This window comes from Streptomyces sp. NPDC041205 (assembly GCF_055591765.1).
On the sequence record NZ_JBVIZH010000003.1, the window covers coordinates 193,216 to 214,668 of the forward strand.

Genomic DNA, 21,453 nt, shown 5'->3' on the forward strand with positions numbered 1-21,453 from the left:
GACATGTCACGAGCCGCACTGCTCGTCCTGGCCGACGGCCGCTTTCCCGCCGGAGGGCACGCGCACTCCGGCGGGGCCGAGGCGGCCGTCAAGGCGGGGCGGATCACCGGGGCGGCGTCCCTGGAGGACTTCTGCCGGGGCCGCCTGCACACGACCGGCATGGTGTCGGCTGCCCTCGCCGCGGCCGGGGCGCTCGGGCTCGACCCCGTCGCCCTCGACGGGGCGGCGGACGCGCGCACGCCGTCGGCCGCGCTGCGGGTGGCCGCGCGCAGGCTCGGGCGGCAGTTGCTGCGGGCCGCGCGGGTCGCGTGGCCCGCGTCCGAACTCGACGCGCTGGCACGGGAGTTCCCCAAGGGGGCCCATCAGCCGGTCGTCCTCGGCGTGGCCGCGCGGGCGGCCGGGCTCGGCGCGGAGGACGCCGCGCACTGCTCCGCGTACGAAGCCGTCAGCGGCCCCGCCACCGCCGTCGTACGCCTCCTGGGTCTCGACCCGTTCGACGCGACGGCCGTTCTGGCCCGGCTCGCACCGGAGCTGGACGGCGTGGTCCGCGACGCCGCGGGGGCCGCTCGGCGGGCCGTGGGGGAGGGGGTGGACGTCCTGCCCGCCGCGTCGGCGCCGCTGTTGGAGGTGGGGGCGGAGGGGCATGCGGGGTGGCCGGTGCGGTTGTTCGCGTCGTAGGGCCTTGCCGAGGGCACCGCCGATCGGCCTTCGGCCCCGTCCTCGAACGCCGGACGGGCCGAGAACGACCGGCACATTCCCACCACCCACCGACCGACCTTCGGAGCGAAGCGACCATGCACCTCGACCACATCCACGACGAGTCCAAGGCGATCAGCGCGGACGCGCACCGCCCCGACGGCACCCGCCGAGCCCTCCGCATCGGCCTCGGCGGTCCGGTCGGCTCGGGCAAGACGGCCACCGTCGCGGCCCTCTGCCAGGCCCTCCGCGCCGAACTCTCCCTCGCGGTCGTCACGAACGACATCTACACCCGAGAGGACGCGGAGTTCCTCCTCCGCGAGGCGGTCCTCCCCCCGGAACGCATCACCGCCGTGGAGACGGGAGCCTGCCCCCACACCGCCATCCGGGACGACATCTCCGCGAACCTGGAGGCGGTGGAGGACCTGGAGGACGAGGTGGGCCCGCTGGACCTCATCCTGGTGGAGTCCGGCGGCGACAACCTCACGGCAACGTTCTCGCGCGGCCTGGTGGACGCCCAGATCTTCGTCATCGACGTGGCCGGAGGCGACGACATCCCGCGCAAGGGAGGCCCCGGCGTCACCACGGCCGACCTGCTTGTGGTGAACAAGACGGACCTGGCCCCGCACGTGGGCTCGGACCTGGCCCGGATGGCCGCCGACGCGAAGGCCCAGCGCGCGGAACTGCCGGTGGTGTTCCAGTCACTGCGCTCGGAGGAGCACGTGACGGCGGTGGCGCGCTGGGTACGCGAGCAGCACGCGTCGTGGACGGCTGGGACGGCTGGGACGGCTGGGACGGCTGGGACGGCGACGAAGGCGACGGCACCAGCACAGTGAGCCTCCCCGCCCCCACCTCCGCCGCCCCGGATCACCCCTCCAGCCCCGCGGGCGTCCACGCCCTGGCCCGCATCGCCGCCCACGCGGACGCCCACGGCCGCACCGTCCTGCCCGTCCTGCACGGCGAGGCTCCCCTCGCCCTGCGCCGCACCCGCGCCACGGGGCCCGCGGCCCACGTCACGCTGGTGGGAGCGATGAGCGGCCCCCTCGGCGGGGACCACCTGGCCGTGGAGGCGGAGGTCGCCGAGGGGGCGAGGCTGAGCGTCGGATCCGCGGCGGCGACGATCGCGCTGCCGGGCCAGGACGGGGCACCGGCGTGGTACGACGTGTCGCTCACCGTCGCCGACGGGGCGGAACTGCACTGGCTGCCCGAACAGTTGATCTCGGCTCGGGGCAGCGACCTGCGTGTCACGACGCGGGCCGACATCGGGGCGGGCGGACGGCTCGTGCTGCGCGAGGAACAGGTCCTCGGACGGACCGGCGAGACCCCGGGGCTGCTGCACAGCAGACTGACGGTGCGCCACGCCGGCCGAACCCTCCTCGACCAGGAGCTGTCGTGCGGGCCGGGCGCCCCGGCGGGCTGGGACGGCCCCGCGGTCCTGGCGGGCCATCGAGCCGTGGGTCAGCTCATCGTCGTACGGCCGGAGTTCGAGTACGACTGCCCGAAGCCGGCCATGCTCGGCGACTCCGCCGCGCTGAGCCCCTTGGCGGGCCCCGCGGTCCTGGTCACCGCCCTGGCGCCGGACGCCCTGCGCCTGCGCCACATCCTCGACGACGCCCTGAACCGCCTGACGTAGCCCGCCGCGAAGGTCGCCGCCCCGTCCGGCCTGCCTGCCCTCGGCGTCCCGGGTGTCCTGGGCGCCCAGGACACCCCGGAATCCGGCGACGGAGGACCGAGTTCCGGGATCGCGCAGGCGCCCCCGCGCGGCACGTCGGCCCGATCCGGCCAATCGGGACCGCCCGCGGGCCCGCGGGCCTTGGCCGTCGTGCCAGCCCGCGGCCACCGCCGCCGTCGGCTGCCGTCATGCCGCGGACGTCCTGCCAGGCCGTGGCGACGGCGCGGGTGGCGGGAACGGCTCCTGGTGACCCCACGCCCGGCGCCCCGACGTGGTTCTCTGGCGGGAGCCCGCCCTGGAGTCCCCTCGGAAGGGCGCCACGCATGCCTGCCTTCGCACCTCGTCCGCCGTCGCCGCCCTGGGGCCTCCCCGGCTGGGTCGGCAGACGTCTCCTCACGGCCCTGGGCGCCCTGACGGCCCCACTGACCTCGCCCCTCTCTCCGGACGACTACCTCGGCCTCGTCGATCCGCTGCTGTCGGCACGGCATCCGGCAGGCTTGGTGACCGCCGTGCGACCCGAGACCGCGGACTCCGCCACGCTGGTCATCCGGCCGGGCCGCGGGTGGAGCGGCGGCCACCGCGCAGGGCAATACCTGCCGGTGGGCGTCGAGTTGGACGGCGTACGGCACTGGCGTACGTACTCCCTCACCTCCGCCGCCGACGCACCCGGCCGCGAGGTGACCATCACCGTCAAAGCGGACCCCCGCGGCAAGGTGTCGCCGCACCTGGTGCACCGCACACCACCCGGCACCATCCTCCGACTCGGCCCCGCACAGGGGGAGTTCGTGCTCCCCGAGCCTGGTGCGACACCCGACCGGATCCTGTTCGTCACCGCGGGCAGCGGCGTCACGCCCGTCATGGGGATGCTGCGTACGCTCGCACTCCGCCGTGCCCAGCCGGACCCCGACGTCGTACTGCTGCACAGCGCGCCCGCACCGGACGAGTGTCTGTTCCACGACGAACTGGCGGACATGGCGCAGCGGTTACCGTGGCTCAGCCTCCACCTGCGGTACACCCGCACCTCCGGCCGGATCACCTGCCGCGACATCGGCCCGCTCTGCCCGGACTGGCTCTCCCGCGAGACGTGGGCCTGCGGCCCTGAGGGGCTGCTCGACGTACTGCGTGAGCACTGGGAGGGGCAGTGGCGGCGCGGCGATCGACCTGGCGGGGAACGACTGGACGGTGCGGAGGGCCTGCCCGTGAGACGCCTGCACGTGGAGCGCTTCCGCCTCGCCGCGCCGACTGCCCTGCCATCTGCCGACCCGCTCGCCTCGGCCGCCGGGTCAGGCGGCCGAGTGCGCTTCGCGCGCAGCGGCGTCGACGCCGAATCGCCCGCGTCCGTCCCCCTCCTGGTGGCCGGTGAGCGCGCGGGCGTGCCGATGCCGTACGGGTGCCGCCGGGGCATCTGCTTCGGCTGTCTCGTGCCCCTGGTCCATGGGCGCGTACGCGATCTGCGCACGGGTGAAGTGCGCGAGGTGAAAGGCGAGTTGATCCAGACCTGCGTCCAGGCCGCGGCCGGACCGGTCGTACTCGACCGCTGAGCTTCCCGGACTCGACCGCCGAGTCCCCCGTTTCCGACGGCCCGGTCCCCGCCCGCTTTCGACCGTCGACCCCCGCCCGAAACCTGAAGGAGCCTCCATGACCTCCACCGCCACAGACCGGCCGATACCGAAGTCGCCGCCGAATCCGACGGGCGCGCCTCCCCTCGAACCACCGCCCTGGACCGACGAGTTCGGTGCCGAACTCGACCGGCTGCGCGCCGAGATCGTCGCCGGGCGCGGAGCGCGCGACGCCCGGTACATCCACCGGGTCATCGCCGTCCAGCGAGGCCTGGAGGCAGGCGGCCGCATCGCCCTCGCCGTCTCCCTCCTGCCGCCCGCCTGGCTCGCGGGCACCGCGATGCTCACCACCGCCAAGGTCCTGGAGAACATGGAGCTCGGCCACAACATCCTGCACGGCCAGTGGGACTGGATGGGTGACCCCGCCGTCCACTCCGCGACCTGGGAGTGGGACTTCCTCACCCCCGCGGACGCCTGGAAACACACCCACAACCACCTGCACCACACGTACACGAACGTCGTGGGCCGCGACCGCGACCTCGGCTACACCATCCTGCGCATGAGCCCCGAGCAGCCCTGGCGCCCGGTGCACCTCCTGCAACCGCTGTACGCGGCCCTGCTCGCGCCCGTCTTCGAATGGGGCATCGCCCTGTACGACCTGGAGGCGGACGCCGTGACCGCGGGCCGCAAGAGCGCCCGGAGCCTGTTCGGCGAGATCGGGCGGCTGGTCCGCAAGGGGGTGCGGCAGGCTGCCAAGGACTACGTCCTCTTCCCGCTCCTCGCGGGTCCTTCCGCGCTGCCCTGCCTGTTCGGCAACCTCACCGCGAACGTGCTGCGCAACGTCTGGGCGCACACGGTGATCTTCTGCGGCCACTTCCCGGGTGACGTCAGGACGTTCTCGGAGACCGACATCGAGGGGGAGACCCGCGGCGAGTGGTACCTGCGGCAGATCCAGGGCTCGGCCGACTTCGAGGGCGGCCCGCTGCTGCACGTCCTGTCCGGCAACCTCGGCCACCAGATCGAGCACCACGTCTTCCCCGACCTCCCCAGCAGCCGCTACGCCGAGTTGGTCCCGAAGGTGCGGGGGCTGTGCGCGGAGTACGGCGTTCCCTATGTGACCGGACCCCTGTGGCGGCAGTACGCGTCCATGTGGGGGCGCGTGGTGCGGTACGCGGTACCGGGGTGAGCCGTGCGGCGCCGGGGCTCAGGCCATGGCGCGGCGGGGATCGGCTCCACTTCGGCCTCCCGGGGTTCCGGTAGGAGTACGGTGTGGGAAGCGAGGACCTTTCGTATACCGGCGTTCAGATCGGTCTCGGCCTCGTGGCTCCACGACACCGGGCGACGCGCGCTCGGAGGCAGGTTCCGCCTGATGACCGCAGAAGCCTCTCCGCACAGCGCGCGCCCCGTCCGGCCGTGGACCGAGACCCGTAGACGGCCCGCCGACCGTGCGCTTGCGCGCGAGGCGGTCTGACCGTCCCGTCGCGGTACGCCTCAGGGCAGTACAGCGACCCATCACCCGTACAGGGGCAGCCCGTGACCCCGGCCGCGCCACCCGCACCGAGGTCAAGGAGTCCCCATCGTGTCGTCCACGACGCGCAGTTCCCCCACAACGGCGGCCGCACGCCCCGCGGCGCTCGCGTCGCCGCCGAGCGTTGCCCAGCCCTCCCAGGGATATGACGGGGCGGGGCCTTTCCCCGCCGAAGCCGACGCACCGGGCGCGCCACGCGGCATCGGTGAGCACCTGTACGTGTTCGTGACCGCGGTGATCGTCGTCGCCCCGTTCCTGGGGCTCGGCCTGGCCGGCTGGCTGCTCTGGGGGAGCCTCATCCATCCCGCCGACGTCCTGCTCGCCCTCGCGCTGTACGTCGTCACCGGACTCGGTGTCACCGTCGGCTTCCACCGCGGGCTCACGCACGGCGGATACCAGTCCGTCCGTCCCGTGCGCGTCGCACTCGCGGTGGCCGGTTCGCTGAGCTTCCAGGGCGACGTGATCGGCTGGGTCGCCACGCACCGCCGCCATCACGCCTTCACCGACCGGCCCGGTGACCCGCACTCCCCGTACCGCTACGGCACCCATCTGCGCGGCCAGTTGCGCGGTCTCGCGCACGCCCACGTCGGCTGGCTGTTCCGCAACGACCCCACGTCCGCCCGGCGTTACGCCCCCGACCTGCTCGCCGACCGTGACATCCGGGCTGTGTCCCGGGCCTTCCCGGTGCTGTGCGTCCTCACGCTCGCGCTGCCGTTCGCGGCCGGGTGGGCCATCGGCGGTACGTGGGAGCGGGCCCTGACCGCCCTGCTGTGGGCGGGACTTGTGCGGATCGCGCTGCTCCACCACGTGACGTGGAGCGTGAACTCGCTGTGCCACATGATCGGGAGCCGCCCCTTCCGCACCCGGCGGCACGACCGGGCCACCAACTTGTGGCCCCTGGCCCTGCTCTCCTTCGGCGAGAGCTGGCACAACCTCCACCACGCCGACCCCACCAGCGCGCGGCACGGTGTCGACCGCGGCCAGATCGATCCCTCCGCCGCCGTCATCCGCCTCCTCGAACGTGTCGGGTGGGTGCACGACGTGCGCTGGCCGACACGTGACCGGGTCACCGCCCGCCGTATGTGAACCCGGCGACCAGGGCCACCCGCCGACTCCGGGTCGCCCGCCGGCTCGGGGCTGCCCGCCGACTCCGGGCCGCCCGACAGATCCGGACCCCCACCAACCTACGGAGACCTCATGACCGCCGTCCTGGAGCCCCTGCTTCCCTCACCCCCGCTCCTCCGCCTTCGCCTCGCGCCCCGTGACGACCTGCCACACCCCATCGACGGCGCGTGGTGGCCCCACTCTTACGACCTGCTCACGGAACTCCCGCGGCTGCTCGCCGGACTGCCCGGGGCTTGGGGCCACATCAGCAGCGTCACGGTCAACGGGGCGACATGGGCCGCGACACCCGGCCGGATGCTGGTCTCCAACCAGGTCGTACGCCTGAGCAGGTGCACCGCCGTGTCCGCCCCGCACACGATCTGCCTGCTCGCCCCGGGCCGGGGCCGGTGGGACCTGCTGGTCGTACCGCCCGACACCCCGCAGGGCCTGGCCGAGCCACTCATGGCGGCCGCGGCGGAAGGAGACGTCTGACATCGCTGCCAGTGATCTCCCTGCCGGTGAGCTCACTGTCGCTGACCTCCTGCCGGGTGGAGCGAGGAGTACCGTGAGATGAGGAAGATCGTGAGGTCTCCCCGGCGGCAGCACCGCCATCGCCGTACGCGCGCGTGAGCCGTCGAACCCCGCAGACAGGCGAACGCGATGTCCGACTCCGACCCTCCCAGCGTCCCGAAGCTGCTGCCGGACGCCGTCCACAAGGCCGTCAGGCCCGGCACGGCGTTCCTGCGCCTGGAGACGACACACGAACGTCAGGGAATCCTCGACGGCGCGTGGTGGCCGCGTTCCCGCGACGTCGGCGCCGAACTGCCCGGTCTGCTCGCCGCGCTGACCGAACACCTGGGGCCGGTCACGCGAGTGGGCCTGGACTCCGGCGCCTGGGAGGACGCGCCGACGCGACTGATCGTCGGGGACCGTGTCGTGCACGTCGACTTCTCCCCGGTCGGTGACGACACCGTCCTCATCACCCGCGGCGACGAGGACCACTTCTCCCTGCTGGTGGTCCCGCCGCACGCGACACCGGATGCGGCACGCGCCGCGATGGCGGCAGCCGTCCGCGCCGACAACCTCGCCGAGGCCGAGCAGATCCTCATCGACACCGGCACTGATCGCGTGGGCCCGGGCTGATCGCGTACGTCCGACCGTCCTCGCGTACGTCCAACTGTCCTCGGGTACGACCGACCGTCCGCCCCTATGCCCGACCGTCCTCCCCTATGCCCGACTGTCACGAAGACCCGAGGACCGGACCGTTCGACTCGCTGGAGGAGTAAGCTCGAACTACCGAGGATATTTCGCGCACCGGCTGCCACGCTTGTGTCGTTTTCGGCGATCGAATATGCCGGGCCGGTGTCAGTCGGCCCGGGGCAGGGTTCGCGTCATGACTGCGACCACCTCATTCCAGCCGACCCTTGAGGTCGGGCCGACCGCGCCTTCCCTCGCCGGGTCTTGGCCCTCTTCGCCACTTCTCCGCCTGTCGCTCGCTCCCGCAGGCACCTCGCCCGCGCTGCTGGACGGCGCCTGGTGGCCCCGCTCCCGCGATCTCCGGGCGGAACTCCCCGCGCTGACAGCCGTGCTCGACCCGCTGTGGGGGCGGATCACCCGGGTCACCGTGAATCCCGCCCACTGGCCGGTCGTCCCGCGCAAGGTGCCCGTAGCCGGGCACGTCCTGAAGGTGGGCTGGTACCGGGCCGAGCAGGACCCCCACGAGCTGATGCTCCTCTCGTACCGCGCGGGCCGCTGGAACCTGCTGGTGGTCCCGCCGCAGACACCTCCGGACGCGGCGGCCTGGCTGATGGCCGCCGGAAGCGACCCACTGGGAACGTCGACCGCGAGCCGGTTGATGGAGGAGGCAGCGCGTCGACGGACGGTGGCGGAGAACGACCGGGCGGTGGAGGAGGCCTGGGCCTCCGAAGGGGGCCATGAGGCCCGCGACCGGGACGCCGCGACACCGCAGCGCCTGCGGCGACCGCAAAGGATGTGAGCACGATGGACACCGTCGTGACCGTGATCGTCCTCCTGGCGATGATCGCCCTCGGAGTGCTCCTCATCCACCGACTCAACGCACAGCACAACGAACGCATCGCGTCCTTCCACTACGGCCGCCCCCGCACCACCACGCGAACCCCCGCACCACCGATCCCACCGAAACCGGACGCCCGCACCGAACCGACCAGCCCTCATCCCCGCCGAGACCACCGCGACGGCGGCCGAGGCCGCTCCAGGGCACGACGCCGACCCTGACGACATCCCCCGCACTTCCACCGGAGCCGCAGTCACACAGTGAGTCACTCACCCCACACCAGAGGCCCGACCCCTCCCAGGGATCGGGCCTCCGGCCTGCCGTGGCCGCTCACCGGTACAAACCAATCCGTTTATCGGATTGGTAAAAAACGTCCAACACGTCTGTTGTCAGGGACCCCCCAGACGCAAGTATCCCCGTACCGAGCGAACGACCGAATCGATGTGCGGGAGGCCCCACTTGAGTCGTACCCCGATGACCACGCGGACCAGACGGACGGTGACGTTCGGTTCCGCGGGCACACTCGTCGCGGCGACGTTGATAGCGGGGGCGCTTGCCGCGCCGTCCGCGAGCGCCGATGTCCGGGCCGGTCAAGGCCCGGCCAAGGCCGCGGCCGCCAAGGACCGGGAGGCCGCCGGCGCCGCCATCGCCGCCCGGCGCGCCGCCAAGAAGGGCATCTCCTGGAAGGACTGTCCCGAGGACTGGGGCATCGCCAAGCCCATCCAGTGCGGCTGGGTCACCGTGCCGCTGGACTACGCCAAGCCGAACGGCAAGCAGATCAAGCTCGCCGTCGACCGCATCGGCAACACCGGGACCAAGGGCGAGCGCCAGGGCGCGCTCCTCTACAACCCCGGCGGCCCCGGCGCCTCCGGCCTGCGCTTCCCCACCCGCGTCACCACCAAGAACAAGCTGTGGGAGAAGACCGCCAAGGCCTACGACTTCGTGGGCTTCGAGCCCCGCGGCGTCGGCCACTCCACGCCCATCTCCTGCGTCGACCCGCAGGAGTTCGTCAAGGCCCCCAAGCTCGACCCGGTCCCCGACTCCACGGCCGACAAGCGCGCCCAGCGCAAGCTCGCCGCCGAGTACGCGGACGGCTGCAAGGAGCGCAGCGGCTGGATGCTGCCGCACATGACCACGCCCAACACCGCCCGCGACCTGGATGTCATCCGCGCGGCGCTGGGTGAGAAGAAGCTCAACTACCTGGGTGTCTCGTACGGGACCTACCTCGGTGCCGTCTACGCCACCCTCTTCCCGACGCATGTGCGCCGCATGGTCTTCGACTCGGTCGTCAACCCCTCGACGGAGAAGATCTGGTACGAGGCCAACCTCGACCAGGACGTCGCCTTCGAGATCCGTCTCAAGGACTGGATGACCTGGGTCGCCAAGTACGACTCGACCTTCCACCTCGGCGACACCGTCGAGAAGGTGCAGGCGCAGTGGGCGAAGCTGCGCGCCACCGCCAAGCAGAACCCGCTCAACGGCGTCGTCGGCCCGGCCGAGCTCGTCGCGTACTTCCAGAGCGCGCCCTACTACGACTCCACCTGGGTCTCCATCGCCACCAACTGGAGCAAGTACGTCGCCGGTGACCCGAAGCCGCTGATCGAGGCCGCAAGCCCCGACCTGTCCGACGTGGCCGGCAACAAGTCCTCCGAGAACAGCAACGCCGTCTACACCGCCGTCGAGTGCGCCGACGCCAAGTGGCCCACCAGCTGGAAGAAGTGGGACCGGGACAACACCCGCATCCACAAGGACCACCCGTTCATGACCTGGGCCAACGCCTGGATGAACCTGCCCTGCGCCACCTGGCCCAGCAAGCAGCACAAGCCCGTCGAGGTGAAGACCGGCAAGGGCCTGCCGCCCACGCTGATCGCCCAGGCCACCCGCGACGCCGCCACGCCGTACCCGGGCGGGGTCGAGCTGCACAAGCGGCTCAAGGGCTCGCGTCTGATCACGGAGAAGGACGCCGGTTCGCACGGCATCACCAACCTCGAGAACCCCTGCCTCAACCAGCGCGTCGACAACTACCTGCTCAACGGCAAGCTCGACAGCCGTGACGTGACGTGCACCCCGCACGCCACGCCCAAGCCGTAGTCGGTCTGTAGCAGAGTCGTTCTGTAGCAGTCAGCAGTAGGTGCGGTGCTACTGGGAGATCGTTTCCAGCCTCGGCTGAGCGATCTCCCGGTAGTCCGCCGTCCGCAGCGCCAGCGAGCGGTCGAGCCGCGCCGCGTTGAAGAACAGCTCCTCGTGCGCCAGCAGGTCCGGGTCCACGACGAGCTCCAGCTCCGGGTCGAAGGAGAACGGCAGGATCGTGCCGCTCACGCTCCCCGAGAGCCGCTCCGCCACCTCCTGTGTGGCGAAGCCCGCGTACACCCCGCCGAGCAGGGCCTTGAGCGCGTTCAGGTCGACGCGCCGGTCGCCGGGGACGACGGCGAGGACGTAGCTCTTCCTCTTCTTGTCCAGCTTCACCATCACCACGATGCACTTCGCGGCCTGCGCGAGTTCGTTGCCGCGCAGCGCGCTCACCGCCTCCGTCGCACCCTCCGGTGCGTGTTCGATGACGCGGTAGTGCGCGCCACGCTCCTCCAGCAGTCCGATGAGTTTCGTGTACTGGGCGTGCTCGGTCACCTCAGGCCTCCCGCCGTGCCAGCCAGGCGTCCTCCGCCCGGTAGTCGAAGAGATCGATCACTGGATCATAGGCGCGGGCCAGGGCCGGGAACGCCTCGCGCCAGTCCCGGCCGGAGAGCTGGTCCGTGAGCCAACTCGCCGTCTCCGGCAGCGAGTCGGCGTACGTCGTGACCGCTTTGTATGTCAAGTCCCGTTCAGCGGCTGACATGTCGTATATGACGGGGTGCTGAGCCGTCCAGGGCGTGACGCCGACGCCCTTGCCCGGGGCCTCGCCCTCGATGAGTACCGTCTCGCTCTCGAAGCCGAACACGGCGTCGACGGCCGCACCGATCTCCGCGACCGTGGGGGCGTCCGGGTCGCCCGCGTTCAGCACCCGCGTGCCGGGGTGGCGCGCCGCGAGTCGTATCAGCTCCGCCAGGTTCCGCACGTTCACGGGATGGAAGCGGCTCGCGCCGCCCTCGCTCAGGATCCGGGTGCGGCGGCCGTCGAGGACCCGCTTCACGAAGTACAGCTCGCGCGGCGAGCGGCAGTGCGGGCCGTGGATCGCGCCTGCCCGCAGGAGCGTCGTCGGCAGCCGGTCGCCGAGTGCCAGCAGGTTCCGCTCCAGCTGGATCTTCCGGGTGCCGTACGTCGTGGTGCCGGGCGCCACGGTCCGCTGGGTCTCGGGGATCGGCACCGGGTAGCGGGGAAAGCCGTCCGGCTCGTCCTGGGTGTCGAAGCCGCGGCCCCGCTCGTCCTCGTACACCGCGCCGCTGGAGATCACCACCGCCGAGCCGATCCGGTCGGCGAGGGCCGCGAGCTGCCGGGCCTGCTCCGCCCCGTACGCGACGATGTCGACGAGGACGTCGCAGCCCTCGCCGACCAGCTCCGCGAACGTCACGTCGTCCGCGCGGTCCAGGCGTGCCGCGCGCACGTCCCTGGGCCAGGTGGCGTCGCGCCCGCCGCCCCGCGACGCCGCGGTCACCGCCCAGCCGTCCTCGGCCAGCGCCCTGACCGCCGCCCGCCCGACCTGCCCTGTCGCCCCGATCACCACTGCTCGACTCATGACCGGACGGTACGCCTGCGCCGGGCGACGGCCGCGCGGGTTATGCGGTCAGCAGACGCAGAGGGTGGCTCCGGGCCCCAGAGGAACACCGCCGGGGCGCCCTCTGGACGGTGGTCCCGGGGGAGCACCGCCGGGGCGCACGCCGGACGGGCCGTCCCTCAACTCAACGGCATCCGAGGGAACTTCCGCCCCGCCGCCCGCGCCCCTTCCGCGGCCTCAGCCTCGGCCTCCTCCGCCTTCACCACGGCCGCGTACTTGTCCACGTACTCCTGGCCGGACAGGCCGAGGATCGCGTACATCAGCTCGTCCGTGACCGCGCGCAGGACCGCCTTCTCGCCGTCCATGCCCGCGTAGCGGGAGAATTCGAGGGGTTCGCCGAAGCGGATCGTCACGCGCTGGAAGCGCGGTACGACCTTGCCCGGGGGCTGCGCCTCGAAGGTGCCGATCATCGCGCACGGGATCACCGGGACCTGCGCCTTGAGCGCCATCGCGGCGACGCCGACCTTGCCCTTGTACAGGCGGCCGTCGTGCGAGCGGGTGCCCTCCGGGTAGATGCCGAGCAGCTCGCCCTTGCGCAGCACGCCGAGGCCCTCGCGGATCGCGGCCTGCCCGGCCTCCTTGCCGGAGCGGTCCACCGGGATCTGCCCGGCGCTGCGGAAGAACGCGGCGGTGAGCCGTCCCTTGATGCCGGGTCCGGTGAAGTACTCGGCCTTCGCCAGGAACGTGATGCGGCGCTTGATGATCGCGGGCATCAGGAAGTGGTCGGAGAACGAGAGGTGGTTCCCGGCGACGATGGCCGCACCGTGCTCCGGAATGTGCTCCAGACCTTCGATTCTGGGGCGGAACATCAGCCGGAGCAGTGGCCCGAGGAGCACGTACTTGAGCAGTAGGTAGAACATGCGGGCGCCGCCTTCCCCCGGGGGTGGTGCCGACGCACAGTAGTCAATCGCGGGCGCATGCGCGAGAGCCCGTTCGGGTCTTGTGGATCGCGCGACGCACGCTCGGCGCGGGGCGCGGGGCGGCTCCGCACGAGGGAGGGCGCGGACCCGTACGGGGGAGTGACCGGCGCGGCGGCTTGCCGCGCCCGATGGCGCGAGGGTGCTCTGGCCGGTGCTCGACCCGTGCCAGCCGTACCCGACGCCACCACACCTACCCGATGTCACCGTTCGTGACTGACGCCACCGTCCGTGACAGGCGTCCGTCGCAGCAGCCCCCGGAGGACCCATGCGTTCGCTCACCGTCACCTCGGCCGCCCTGATCGCGCTCGCGGCGGCCGTCGCGCCCGCCGCAGCGGCGCCCGGCATGGGCACCCCGCCCCACGAGCCCGGCCTCTTCCTCACCGTCTCGGGCGACGAGAACACCTGGATCCGGGGCGTCCTGCTGACCTGCGAGCCGACGCCTTCCGGACACCACCCACACGCGGCGCGGGCCTGCGCCGAGCTGGACGCCGTCGGCGGTGACTTCGCGGCGCTGCCGGTCGCGCCGGAGCTCTGCACCATGGAGTACGCGCCGGTCACCGTGAGCGCGAGCGGGGAGTTCCGCGGCAGGCCGGTGGACTGGCACCGGACGTACGCCAACGCCTGCCACCTGGGCGCGGGGACCGGACACGTCTTCCGCTTCTGAGTGCCGTGCTCGCCGTCCGCGTGCGGTTCCCCGGGCCCGCCCGGGGCGGGGGGCCCGCCGTGGCGCGCCCCCGGGTGCCGCCGTGGCGTCTCACGTCGTGCGTGCGAACACCATCGCCACCGTGAGGAGCCCGAGCACGACCCAGCCGAACCACAGCCAGCCGTTGCTCCCGAGCGCCACCGTGTACGCGGTCACCATCACGAGCCCCCCGATGGTGAACGCGCCCATCGTCTTCGTAGAACCAGGCATCGCCCTGCCTCCTCAAACGCAGGTCGGGCGTCCGGTCACCCGGGCGCCGAACCGTGGCCTGAGTCCATCCTCACCCGCGAAGCCAGCAGGGCGCTAGCGTCCGCGTGCCGCCAGTGACGCCAGATAGGCGTTGTACTCCTCCAGCTCCTTGTCCCCGTCGCGGTCGGCGGCGCGGTCCTTGCGGCGGCCTTCGCGCTGGTCGGAGCGGTACCACTGGAAGAGCAGGGCGAGCAGCACGAGCACCGAGGGGACCTCGCTGAACGCCCAGGCGATGCCTCCGGCCGCGTTCTGGTCGGCGAGCGCGTCGACGCCGAGCGAGGCCGGGGGGTTCTTGTACGTGTCGATCATGGGCTCGGACGCCATCATCAGGGCGATGCCGAAGAACGCGTGGAACGGCATGCCCGCGAAGAGCTCCAGCATCCGCATCAGATGGCCGGGGCGGTGCGGGCCCGGGTCCACGCCCATGATCGGCCAGAAGAACACCAGGCCTACGGCGAGGAAGTGCACCATCATGCCGATGTGCCCGGCCTTGGAGCCCATCAGGGTGTCGAAGAGCGGCGTGAAGTACAGCGCGTACAGGCTCGCGATGAACAGCGGGATCGTGAACGCGGGGTGCGTGATGATCCGTACGTAGCGGCTGTGCAGCAGCGCAAGGAGCAGCTCGCGCGGCCCCTTGCGGCCGCGGCCCGCGACCGGCAGCGCCCGGAGCGCCAGCGTGATCGGCGCGCCGAGGAGCAGCAGGATCGGCGAGAGCATGCTGATGATCATGTGCTGCACCATGTGCACGCTGAACAGGACCATGCCGTAGTCGTTCAGCTTGGTGCACATCACCAGCAGGATGGTCAGGACGCCGACGACGAACGAGACGGTGCGGCCCACCGGCCACTTGTCGCCGCGCCGCACCAGGCGGACGACGCCCCACCCGTACAGGGCGAGGGCCACCAGGCAGCCGATGAGGAAGAAGGGGTCGGCCGAGGGTTCGAGCCCGCGCCCCAGCGTGAACGGCGGCAGATCCATGTTCATCCCATGGTCCATGCCATGCATGCCGTGCCCGCTGTGATCCATCCGCTGGCTCCTGTTTCGTGCAGATTGTGCGCTGTGTGTCCGCACCAGAGTAGAACCGCCCCCGGTCGCGCTTGCGACCGGGGGCGGTTCAGAACACGCGCCTGCGGGTGTGCGTCAGAGCACGCACTCCGCTTCCTCGTACCGCTCGTCGGGCACCGTCTTCAGCGTCTCGACGGCCTCGGCGAGCGGCACCGTCACGATGTCCGTGCCCTGCAGCGCCGTCATCCGGCCGAACTCACCGCGGTGCACGGCCTCCACGGCGTGCCAGCCGAAGCGGGTGGCGAGCACACGGTCGTACGCGGTGGGGGTGCCGCCGCGCTGCACATGGCCGAGAATCACCGGGCGGGCCTCCTTGCCCAGGCGCTGCTCCAGTTCGAGGGAGAGCTGCCGGGCGATGCCCGCGAACCGCTCGTGGCCGTAGACGTCCTTGCCGCCCTCGTCGTACGCCATCGAGCCCTCGCGGGGCTTGGCGCCCTCGGCGGCCACGACGATCGCGAACTTCTTGCCCGCCTCGAACCGCTCGCCGACCTTCTTCGCCAACTCCTCGATGTCGAAGGGCCGCTCGGGGACGACGATGGCGTGCGCGCCGGCCGCCATGCCGGAGTGCAGCGCGATCCAGCCGGTGTGCCGTCCCATGACCTCGACGATCAGGACGCGCTGGTGCGACTCGGCGGTGGTCTTCAGCCGGTCAAGGGCCTCGGTGGCGACCCCGACGGCCGTGTCGAAGCCGAACGTCACGTCGGTGACGGCGATGTCGTTGTCGATGGTCTTCGGCACGCCGACGATGGGCAGGCCCGCGTCGGACAGCAGCCGGGCCGCCTTCAGCGTGCCCTCGCCGCCGATCGGGATGACGGCGTCCAGGCCGAGGTCGACGAGATGGCCCTTGGCGCGCTCGACGCCGTCACGCAGATGGGCGGGCTGCACCCGGGACGAGCCGAGGATCGTGCCGCCGCGGGCCAGGATGCCGCCGACCGCGTCCAGGTCCAGCTTGCGGTAGTCGCATTCGAGCAGGCCCCTCCAGCCGTCGTGGAAGCCGATGACCTCGTCGCCGTGGTCGACGACGGCGCGGTGGACGACGGACCGGATGACGGCGTTCAGGCCGGGGCAGTCGCCGCCGGAGGTCAGGACACCAAGGCGCATAGCGCGGAAACCCTTTGCTACGTGGGTCGGTGACCGGACCACGTCGTCCGGCTGGAACCCGGCCACCCTACCGGCGCGGGGAGGGGCATCGCAGCGCTGCCCGCCTGCTGGACACGGTGCTCGGGGGCCGAGACGGATTCAGCCTGACCGGCGTTCGAGGACGAGCGCGCGGCGCGAGCGGCGGCGGGGCGGTCCGACCCGCGCGTACCGCCCACCCACCCCGCCGGAGGTGCTACGCGGGCTGCTGGGCGGCGGCGATCCGCTCCCCGCGCAGCGCCTCGTACCAGCGGTCGTCCGTCGGTGGCAGCGCGTTCACGTCGAGGGCCAGCTTCAGGAGCAGGTCCGCGATGAGGGGGTTGCGGGCGAGCACGGGGCCGTGCATGTACGTGCCGAAGACGGTGCCGTTGTACGCGCCCTCCGTGCCGTCGCCGGTGCCGTTGCCCTTGCCGAGGCGGACGCGGGCGAACGGGCGCGAGCCCGGGCCGATGTGCGTGATGCCCTGGTGGTTCTCGAAGCCGGTCAGCTCGGGCAGGCCCAGCTGCGGGTCGATGTCGCCGAGCACGTCGCCGACGCAGCGCTCGCCCTCGCCGCGGGTGGAGACCACGTCGAGCAGGCCGAGGCCGGGCTCGCGCTGGCCGAGGTCGTTGATGAACTCGTTGCCGAGGATCTGGTAGCCCGCGCACACCGAGAAGACGATGGCGCCGTTGCCCACGGCCCGCTGCAGTCCGCCGTCGCGGCGCAGCCGCTCGGAGGCCAGGCGCTGCGGGCGGTCCTCACCGCCGCCGATCAGGTAGATGTCGCCGGAGGTGGGCACCGGCTGGTCGCTGCGGACGTCGTACCGCTCGACCTGGAGGCCGCGCTGGCGGGCGCGGCGCTCGACGACGAGGGCGTTGCCCTGGTCGCCGTACGTGCTCAGCAGGTCCGGGTAGACCCACACCAGACGCAGGCTGTTGTCGCTCATGCTCATAGGTCCCTACGAAGGTCTCGAAGTGCGGGGGTCCGGGGTGTCAGTTGCCTACGCGGCGGCGCAGGTCCTGGAACGCGGTGTAGTTCGCGATCGTCTCGATGCGTCCTGGCGGCGCGAGCTGCACGGCCTCGTCGAGCGTCTCGCAGACACGGAAGTCCAGGCCCGCGACCTCGAGCCGGACGGCGAGGTCCAGCTTGCGGTCGCCGAGCACGAAGATCGGGCGTCCGGCGAGGCGGGTGTAGTCGACGTCCCACAGCCAGGAGGTGTCCGTGCCGTCGGCGCCGCGGGCGTTCACCGACAGGACCACCGGCGCGGGGGCCGGGTCGATCAGCGAAAACGTTTCGAGCCAGCCCGCCGGGTTCTTGGCGAGAAGGAGACGCAGGTCACGGCCCTGGAACTGGACGACGTCATAGCGGCCCGCGACGGCCTGCACCTGGTACATCCGCTCCAGGGCGACCTGCGGGGGCACGCCGAAGACGGCGGCGACGGCGGCCGACGAGGCGGCGTTGGCCTTGTTCGCCCGGCCGGGGAGCTGGAGGTGGATGGGCCAGGCGGAGCCGTGCGGGTCGAGGACGTAGTCACCGGAGAGGGCCCAGCTCGGCGCGGGGCGGCGGAAGCCGCACTCGCCGCAGAACCAGTCGTCGCCGGGGCGCTGCATGACACCGCCGCACGCCGGGCAGGACCAGGCGTCGTCCTTCCACTCCTGGCCCGCGGCCACCCACACCACGTTCGGCGAGGAGGAGGCGGCCCACACGACCAGCGGGTCGTCGGCGTTGGCGATGACGACGGCCTTGGAACCGGCCAGGCCCTCGCGCCACTTCTCGGCGAGCATGCGGGTCTCACCGGCGCGGTCGAGCTGGTCACGGGAGAGGTTCAGGAGCGCGATCGCCTTGGGGTCGACGTCACGGGCGACGCCCGCCAGATACTTCTCGTCGACCTCGATGACGCCGAACCGCGCGTCGGAGCCGCCCGCGAGCGCGGAGGTGATTCCGGCGGGCATGTTGGCGCCGAGGGCGTTGGAGACGACCGGGCCGCTGGCACGCAGGGCCTCGGCGATCAGCCGCGTCGTGGTGGTCTTGCCGTTGGTGGCCGAGACGAGCACCACGTCCAGGTGCGTGGCGAGCCGGCCGAGGAGCTCCGGGTCGAGCCGGAGGGCCACCTTGCCGCCGATCACCGATCCGCTGCCGCGGCCCGCCGCGCGCGACACCGCCGCGGCCGCCTTGCCCGCCGTCACGGCCAGCTTGGCCCGCGGCGACAGCGGGTCTGCACTGCCAGGGTGTCCTGCCATCTCTCGTGATCCTCCTTGCGTACGGCGCCGCGCCTGCCCGGCATCGTGTCGGGCCAGCCTATCGAGATCGGCAGACAAGCCCGAATCACACCACCTGCTCACGCTGCTGCTCTCCCCTGGACCGTACTCTTGCCGCCATGCGACACGGCTCGATCCCGGGCGCCTCAGGGCGCGTACGACCCCTGACCCTGCTCGGCGACCCCGTGCTGCACGCCCCCGGCGCGGAGGTGACCGACTTCGGTCCCCAACTGGCCGCGCTCGTCGAGGACATGTTCGCCACGATGTACGCCGCCAAGGGCGTCGGCCTGGCCGCGAATCAGATCGGCGTGGGCCTGAGGGTGTTCGTGTACGACTGCCCGGACGACGAGGACGTGCGCCATCTCGGGCACCTGGTGAACCCGCGCCTGGTCGATGTGGACGGGGTGAGCGTCCGGGGGCCGGAAGGGTGTCTGTCGCTGCCGGGCCTCGAGGCGGCGACCCCGCGCTTCGACCACGCCGTCCTGGAGGGCGTCACGATGCGCGGGGAGGCGGTGCGGGTGCACGGCACCGGGTTCTTCGCGCGCTGCCTGCAGCACGAGTACGACCACCTGGAGGGCGGGGTGTACACCGATCACGTCACCGGGTGGCGCCGCCGCCGGGTGCTGCGCCAGGCGGCGAAGGCTCCGTGGGCGACCCGCGCCGAGGCCGCGGCGACCACGGCCTGAACCGCGGTCACCGCTGCCCGGGATGCTCTCGGAAAGGCCGTCCGGGAAGCGCTCAGAAGCCTGGCCCGCCCATGCGGTTGCCCGCCGCCGCGAGCCGGCCCCACAGCAGGTCGGCCAGGCTGCCCACCAACTCGGCGCGCGAACAGGGCCGTTCGCCGAGCCACCAGTCACCGGCCGCGTGCATCATGCCGACGATGCCATGGCCCCAGACCCGGGCGAGACGGGCGCTCTCCGGGCCGAGGTCGACCCGCTCCTCGATGACCTCGGCCAGTTCCTCGCCGAGGCGGCGCAGCAGGGGGGCGGAGTGCAGGCCGACGTCGAAGCCGCCCTGGTCGCCGGCCGTGCCCGCCTCCGAGGGGTGCATCAGGAAGCGGTAGACCTGCGGGCGGGCCTCGATCGCAGCGAGGTAGGTGTCGAGCGTCGCCTCCACCCGCTCCCGGCGCTCGGCGGGGGCGTCGAGGGCGGCGCGCAGCGAGGCGAGCAGGGCGTCCGTGTGCCGCTTGGCGAGGGCCGCGTACAGTCCGCCCTTGTCGCCGAAGTGCCGGTACAGAATGGGCTTGGTGATGCCTGCCTCGGCGGCGATGGCGTTCATCGAGGCGCCGGGTCCGTCGCGGAGCACGACGCGGTCGGCCGCCTCCAGAAGCTCGCGTCGCCGTTGCTCGGCGGACCGCTGCTGATCGGTCCGCTGCGTGGTCTCCATGGGGTGTCTCTCCGCCCGTGCGATTGCGTGACGCACGCGCCGTGCGAAATGCCTGACGCACGCGAAACGTAACACTCGCGTGAGGGTGCGCATCGAACGGGCTGCCGGGAGTTGACATCGGCTACCGGCCGGTAACACACTCCAGTTACCGGAAGTAACGTAGCAGGGTTCCGCAGTCCTGGAGGGGTCATGGCCGAGTTCACCATGGAGCTGAGTGACGAGCAGAAGGAGGTCAGGGACTGGCTCCACGGGTTCGCCGCCGACGTGATCCGGCCCGCGGCCGCCGAGTGGGACGAGCGCGAGGAGACGCCCTGGCCGGTGATCCAGGAGGCGGCGAAGGTCGGCATCTACTCCCTGGACTTCTACGCCCAGCAGTTCTTCGACCCCACCGGGCTCGGCATACCCATGGCGATGGAGGAGCTCTTCTGGGGCGACGCGGGCATAGCCCTCTCCATCGTCGGCACCGGCCTCGCCGCCGTCGGCGTCCTCGCCAACGGCACCGAGGAGCAGATCGGCACCTGGATCCCGCAGATGTACGGCGACGTGAACGACGTGAAGGTCGCCGCCTTCTGCTCGTCCGAGCCGGACGCGGGCTCCGACGTGGCGTCCATGCGCACCCGCGCGGTGTACGACGAGGCCAAGGACGAGTGGGTCCTGAGCGGCACCAAGACCTGGGCGACCAACGGCGGCATCGCGAGCGTCCACGTGGTCGTCGCGGTGGTCGACCCCGATTTGGGCTCCAAGGGCCACGCGTCCTTCATCGTGCCGCCGAACACCCCCGGCCTGTCCCAGGGCCAGAAGTTCAAGAAGCACGGCATCCGCGCCTCGCACACCGCCGAGGTCGTCCTGGAGGACGTGCGCGTCCCCGGCTCCTGCCTGCTCGGCGGCAAGGACAAGCTGGACGAGCGCCTGGCACGCGCGCGTGAGCGTGCGAAGAGCGGCGGCGAGCGCCTGAAGAACGCCGCCATGGCGACCTTCGAGGCGTCCCGTCCCGCGGTCGGCGCGATGGCGGTGGGCACGGCCCGCGCCGCGTACGAGGAGGCCCTGGAGTACGCCAAGACGCGTACGCAGTTCGGCCGCCCGATCATCGACAACCAGGGCGTGGCCTTCCAGCTGGCCGACATGCGGACGCAGATCGACGCGGCCCGTCTCCTCGTGTGGCGGGCCTCCTGGATGGCGACCACGGGCAAGAAGTTCGAGTCGGCCGAGGGCTCGATGTCCAAGCTGTTCGCGAGCGAGACCGCGAAGAAGGTCACCGCCCAGGCGATCCAGATCCTCGGTGGCAACGGCTTCACGCGGGAGTACCCGGTGGAGCGCATGCACCGGGATGCCGCGATCTACACGATCTTCGAGGGGACGAGCGAGATCCAGCGCCTGGTGATCGCGCGGACGCTGTCGGGGCTGCCGATCCGCTGAGGGGCGGGGAGCGTGGCCCGGGGCGGTCCGGCGCGGC

At 72.0% G+C, this 21,453-nt stretch carries 23 protein-coding genes; 14 read left to right on the forward strand and 9 right to left on the reverse strand.

Features of this window, described 5'->3' with window-relative positions; genetic code table 11:
- The first annotated feature begins 3 nt into the window (after positions 1-3).
- The 11 genes from ACZ6BG_RS15080 to ACZ6BG_RS15130 all read left to right on the forward strand — a co-directional run bounded on the left by ACZ6BG_RS15080 (position 4) and on the right by ACZ6BG_RS15130 (position 10,685).
- Positions 4-678 (forward strand): urease accessory protein UreF, encoded by a 675-nt coding sequence (locus ACZ6BG_RS15080; protein WP_469000727.1) that lies wholly within the window; start codon positions 4-6, stop codon positions 676-678.
- A 116-nt stretch (positions 679-794) separates the two neighbouring features.
- The gene (gene ureG / locus ACZ6BG_RS15085; RefSeq protein WP_469000730.1) at positions 795-1,532 is read left to right on the forward strand and encodes an urease accessory protein UreG; all 738 of its coding nucleotides are present in this window, start codon (positions 795-797) and stop codon (positions 1,530-1,532) included.
- Positions 1,529-2,329 (forward strand): urease accessory protein UreD, encoded by an 801-nt coding sequence (locus tag ACZ6BG_RS15090; protein WP_469002912.1) that lies wholly within the window; start codon positions 1,529-1,531, stop codon positions 2,327-2,329. Before ureG ends, ACZ6BG_RS15090 begins: the two co-directional genes overlap by 4 nt.
- 362 nt (positions 2,330-2,691) lie before the next feature.
- Positions 2,692-3,909 carry a ferredoxin reductase gene (locus ACZ6BG_RS15095; RefSeq protein WP_469000732.1) on the forward strand — a complete coding sequence of 406 codons (1,218 nt, stop codon included), beginning with the start codon at positions 2,692-2,694 and terminating at the stop codon, positions 3,907-3,909.
- 97 nt (positions 3,910-4,006) lie between these two features.
- Positions 4,007-5,113 (forward strand): fatty acid desaturase family protein, encoded by a 1,107-nt coding sequence (locus ACZ6BG_RS15100; protein WP_469000734.1) that lies wholly within the window; start codon positions 4,007-4,009, stop codon positions 5,111-5,113.
- 393 nt (positions 5,114-5,506) lie between these two features.
- Complete coding sequence (locus tag ACZ6BG_RS15105) at positions 5,507-6,541, forward strand: acyl-CoA desaturase (RefSeq protein ID WP_469000736.1); 1,035 nt, start codon at positions 5,507-5,509, stop codon at positions 6,539-6,541.
- A 111-nt stretch (positions 6,542-6,652) separates the two neighbouring features.
- Entirely contained in the window at positions 6,653-7,051 is a 399-nt protein-coding gene (locus ACZ6BG_RS15110) for a DUF5994 family protein (protein ID WP_469000740.1), read from the forward strand.
- Positions 7,052-7,219: 168 nt separating this feature from the next.
- The gene (locus tag ACZ6BG_RS15115) at positions 7,220-7,702 is read left to right on the forward strand and encodes a DUF5994 family protein (RefSeq protein WP_469000743.1); all 483 of its coding nucleotides are present in this window, start codon (positions 7,220-7,222) and stop codon (positions 7,700-7,702) included.
- 250 nt (positions 7,703-7,952) lie between these two features.
- A complete protein-coding gene (locus tag ACZ6BG_RS15120) occupies positions 7,953-8,555 on the forward strand; it encodes a DUF5994 family protein (protein ID WP_469000745.1) in 603 nt (200 codons plus the stop codon).
- Positions 8,556-8,560: 5 nt separating this feature from the next.
- Positions 8,561-8,815, forward strand: a complete 255-nt coding sequence (locus ACZ6BG_RS15125; protein ID WP_469000749.1) for a hypothetical protein — start codon at positions 8,561-8,563, stop codon at positions 8,813-8,815.
- Positions 8,816-9,068: 253 nt separating this feature from the next.
- Positions 9,069-10,685, forward strand: coding sequence for an alpha/beta hydrolase (locus tag ACZ6BG_RS15130; protein WP_469000753.1), 1,617 nt, complete (start codon positions 9,069-9,071; stop codon positions 10,683-10,685).
- Between the two features lie 48 nt (positions 10,686-10,733).
- Here ACZ6BG_RS15130 and ACZ6BG_RS15135 read toward each other — a convergent pair whose 3' ends face one another.
- From ACZ6BG_RS15135 to ACZ6BG_RS15145, 3 genes are all read right to left on the reverse strand, one after another.
- Positions 10,734-11,219: a YbaK/EbsC family protein gene (locus ACZ6BG_RS15135; protein WP_469000756.1), complete on the reverse strand. Its 486-nt coding sequence runs from the start codon at positions 11,217-11,219 to the stop codon at positions 10,734-10,736.
- Position 11,220: 1 nt separating this feature from the next.
- Positions 11,221-12,264, reverse strand: a complete 1,044-nt coding sequence (locus ACZ6BG_RS15140) for an NAD-dependent epimerase/dehydratase family protein (RefSeq protein ID WP_469000759.1) — start codon at positions 12,262-12,264, stop codon at positions 11,221-11,223.
- Between the two features lie 158 nt (positions 12,265-12,422).
- Positions 12,423-13,163, reverse strand: coding sequence for a lysophospholipid acyltransferase family protein (locus tag ACZ6BG_RS15145; RefSeq protein WP_469000764.1), 741 nt, complete (start codon positions 13,161-13,163; stop codon positions 12,423-12,425).
- Between the two features lie 325 nt (positions 13,164-13,488).
- Between ACZ6BG_RS15145 and ACZ6BG_RS15150 the strand changes: the two genes are divergently transcribed.
- A complete protein-coding gene (locus ACZ6BG_RS15150) occupies positions 13,489-13,887 on the forward strand; it encodes a subtilase-type protease inhibitor (protein ID WP_469000767.1) in 399 nt (132 codons plus the stop codon).
- A gap of 90 nt (positions 13,888-13,977) precedes the next feature.
- Here ACZ6BG_RS15150 and ACZ6BG_RS15155 read toward each other — a convergent pair whose 3' ends face one another.
- The 5 genes from ACZ6BG_RS15155 to ACZ6BG_RS15175 form a co-directional block, all read right to left on the reverse strand.
- The gene (locus tag ACZ6BG_RS15155; RefSeq protein ID WP_037656815.1) at positions 13,978-14,136 is read right to left on the reverse strand and encodes a hypothetical protein; all 159 of its coding nucleotides are present in this window, start codon (positions 14,134-14,136) and stop codon (positions 13,978-13,980) included.
- Positions 14,137-14,229: 93 nt separating this feature from the next.
- On the reverse strand, positions 14,230-15,201 hold the full coding sequence (locus ACZ6BG_RS15160; protein ID WP_469000769.1) for a cytochrome c oxidase assembly protein: 972 nt from the start codon (positions 15,199-15,201) through the stop codon (positions 14,230-14,232).
- A gap of 114 nt (positions 15,202-15,315) precedes the next feature.
- Positions 15,316-16,341, reverse strand: coding sequence for a 6-phosphofructokinase (locus tag ACZ6BG_RS15165; protein WP_469000772.1), 1,026 nt, complete (start codon positions 16,339-16,341; stop codon positions 15,316-15,318).
- A 232-nt stretch (positions 16,342-16,573) separates the two neighbouring features.
- Complete coding sequence (locus ACZ6BG_RS15170; RefSeq protein WP_030362404.1) at positions 16,574-17,302, reverse strand: type 1 glutamine amidotransferase; 729 nt, start codon at positions 17,300-17,302, stop codon at positions 16,574-16,576.
- A gap of 46 nt (positions 17,303-17,348) precedes the next feature.
- Positions 17,349-18,596, reverse strand: a complete 1,248-nt coding sequence (locus ACZ6BG_RS15175) for a Mur ligase family protein (protein WP_030362405.1) — start codon at positions 18,594-18,596, stop codon at positions 17,349-17,351.
- A gap of 137 nt (positions 18,597-18,733) precedes the next feature.
- Here ACZ6BG_RS15175 and def point away from each other — a divergent pair, with 137 nt between their 5' ends.
- The gene (gene def, locus ACZ6BG_RS15180) at positions 18,734-19,300 is read left to right on the forward strand and encodes a peptide deformylase (protein WP_468459380.1); all 567 of its coding nucleotides are present in this window, start codon (positions 18,734-18,736) and stop codon (positions 19,298-19,300) included.
- 52 nt (positions 19,301-19,352) lie between these two features.
- On the opposite strand, the gene ACZ6BG_RS15185 is transcribed toward def, so the two are convergent.
- On the reverse strand, positions 19,353-20,000 hold the full coding sequence (locus ACZ6BG_RS15185) for a TetR/AcrR family transcriptional regulator (RefSeq protein WP_469000776.1): 648 nt from the start codon (positions 19,998-20,000) through the stop codon (positions 19,353-19,355).
- A 189-nt stretch (positions 20,001-20,189) separates the two neighbouring features.
- On the opposite strand from ACZ6BG_RS15185, the gene ACZ6BG_RS15190 reads away from it, so the two are divergent.
- Positions 20,190-21,416 carry an acyl-CoA dehydrogenase family protein gene (locus tag ACZ6BG_RS15190; protein WP_469000780.1) on the forward strand — a complete coding sequence of 409 codons (1,227 nt, stop codon included), beginning with the start codon at positions 20,190-20,192 and terminating at the stop codon, positions 21,414-21,416.
- Positions 21,417-21,453 lie beyond the last annotated feature (37 nt).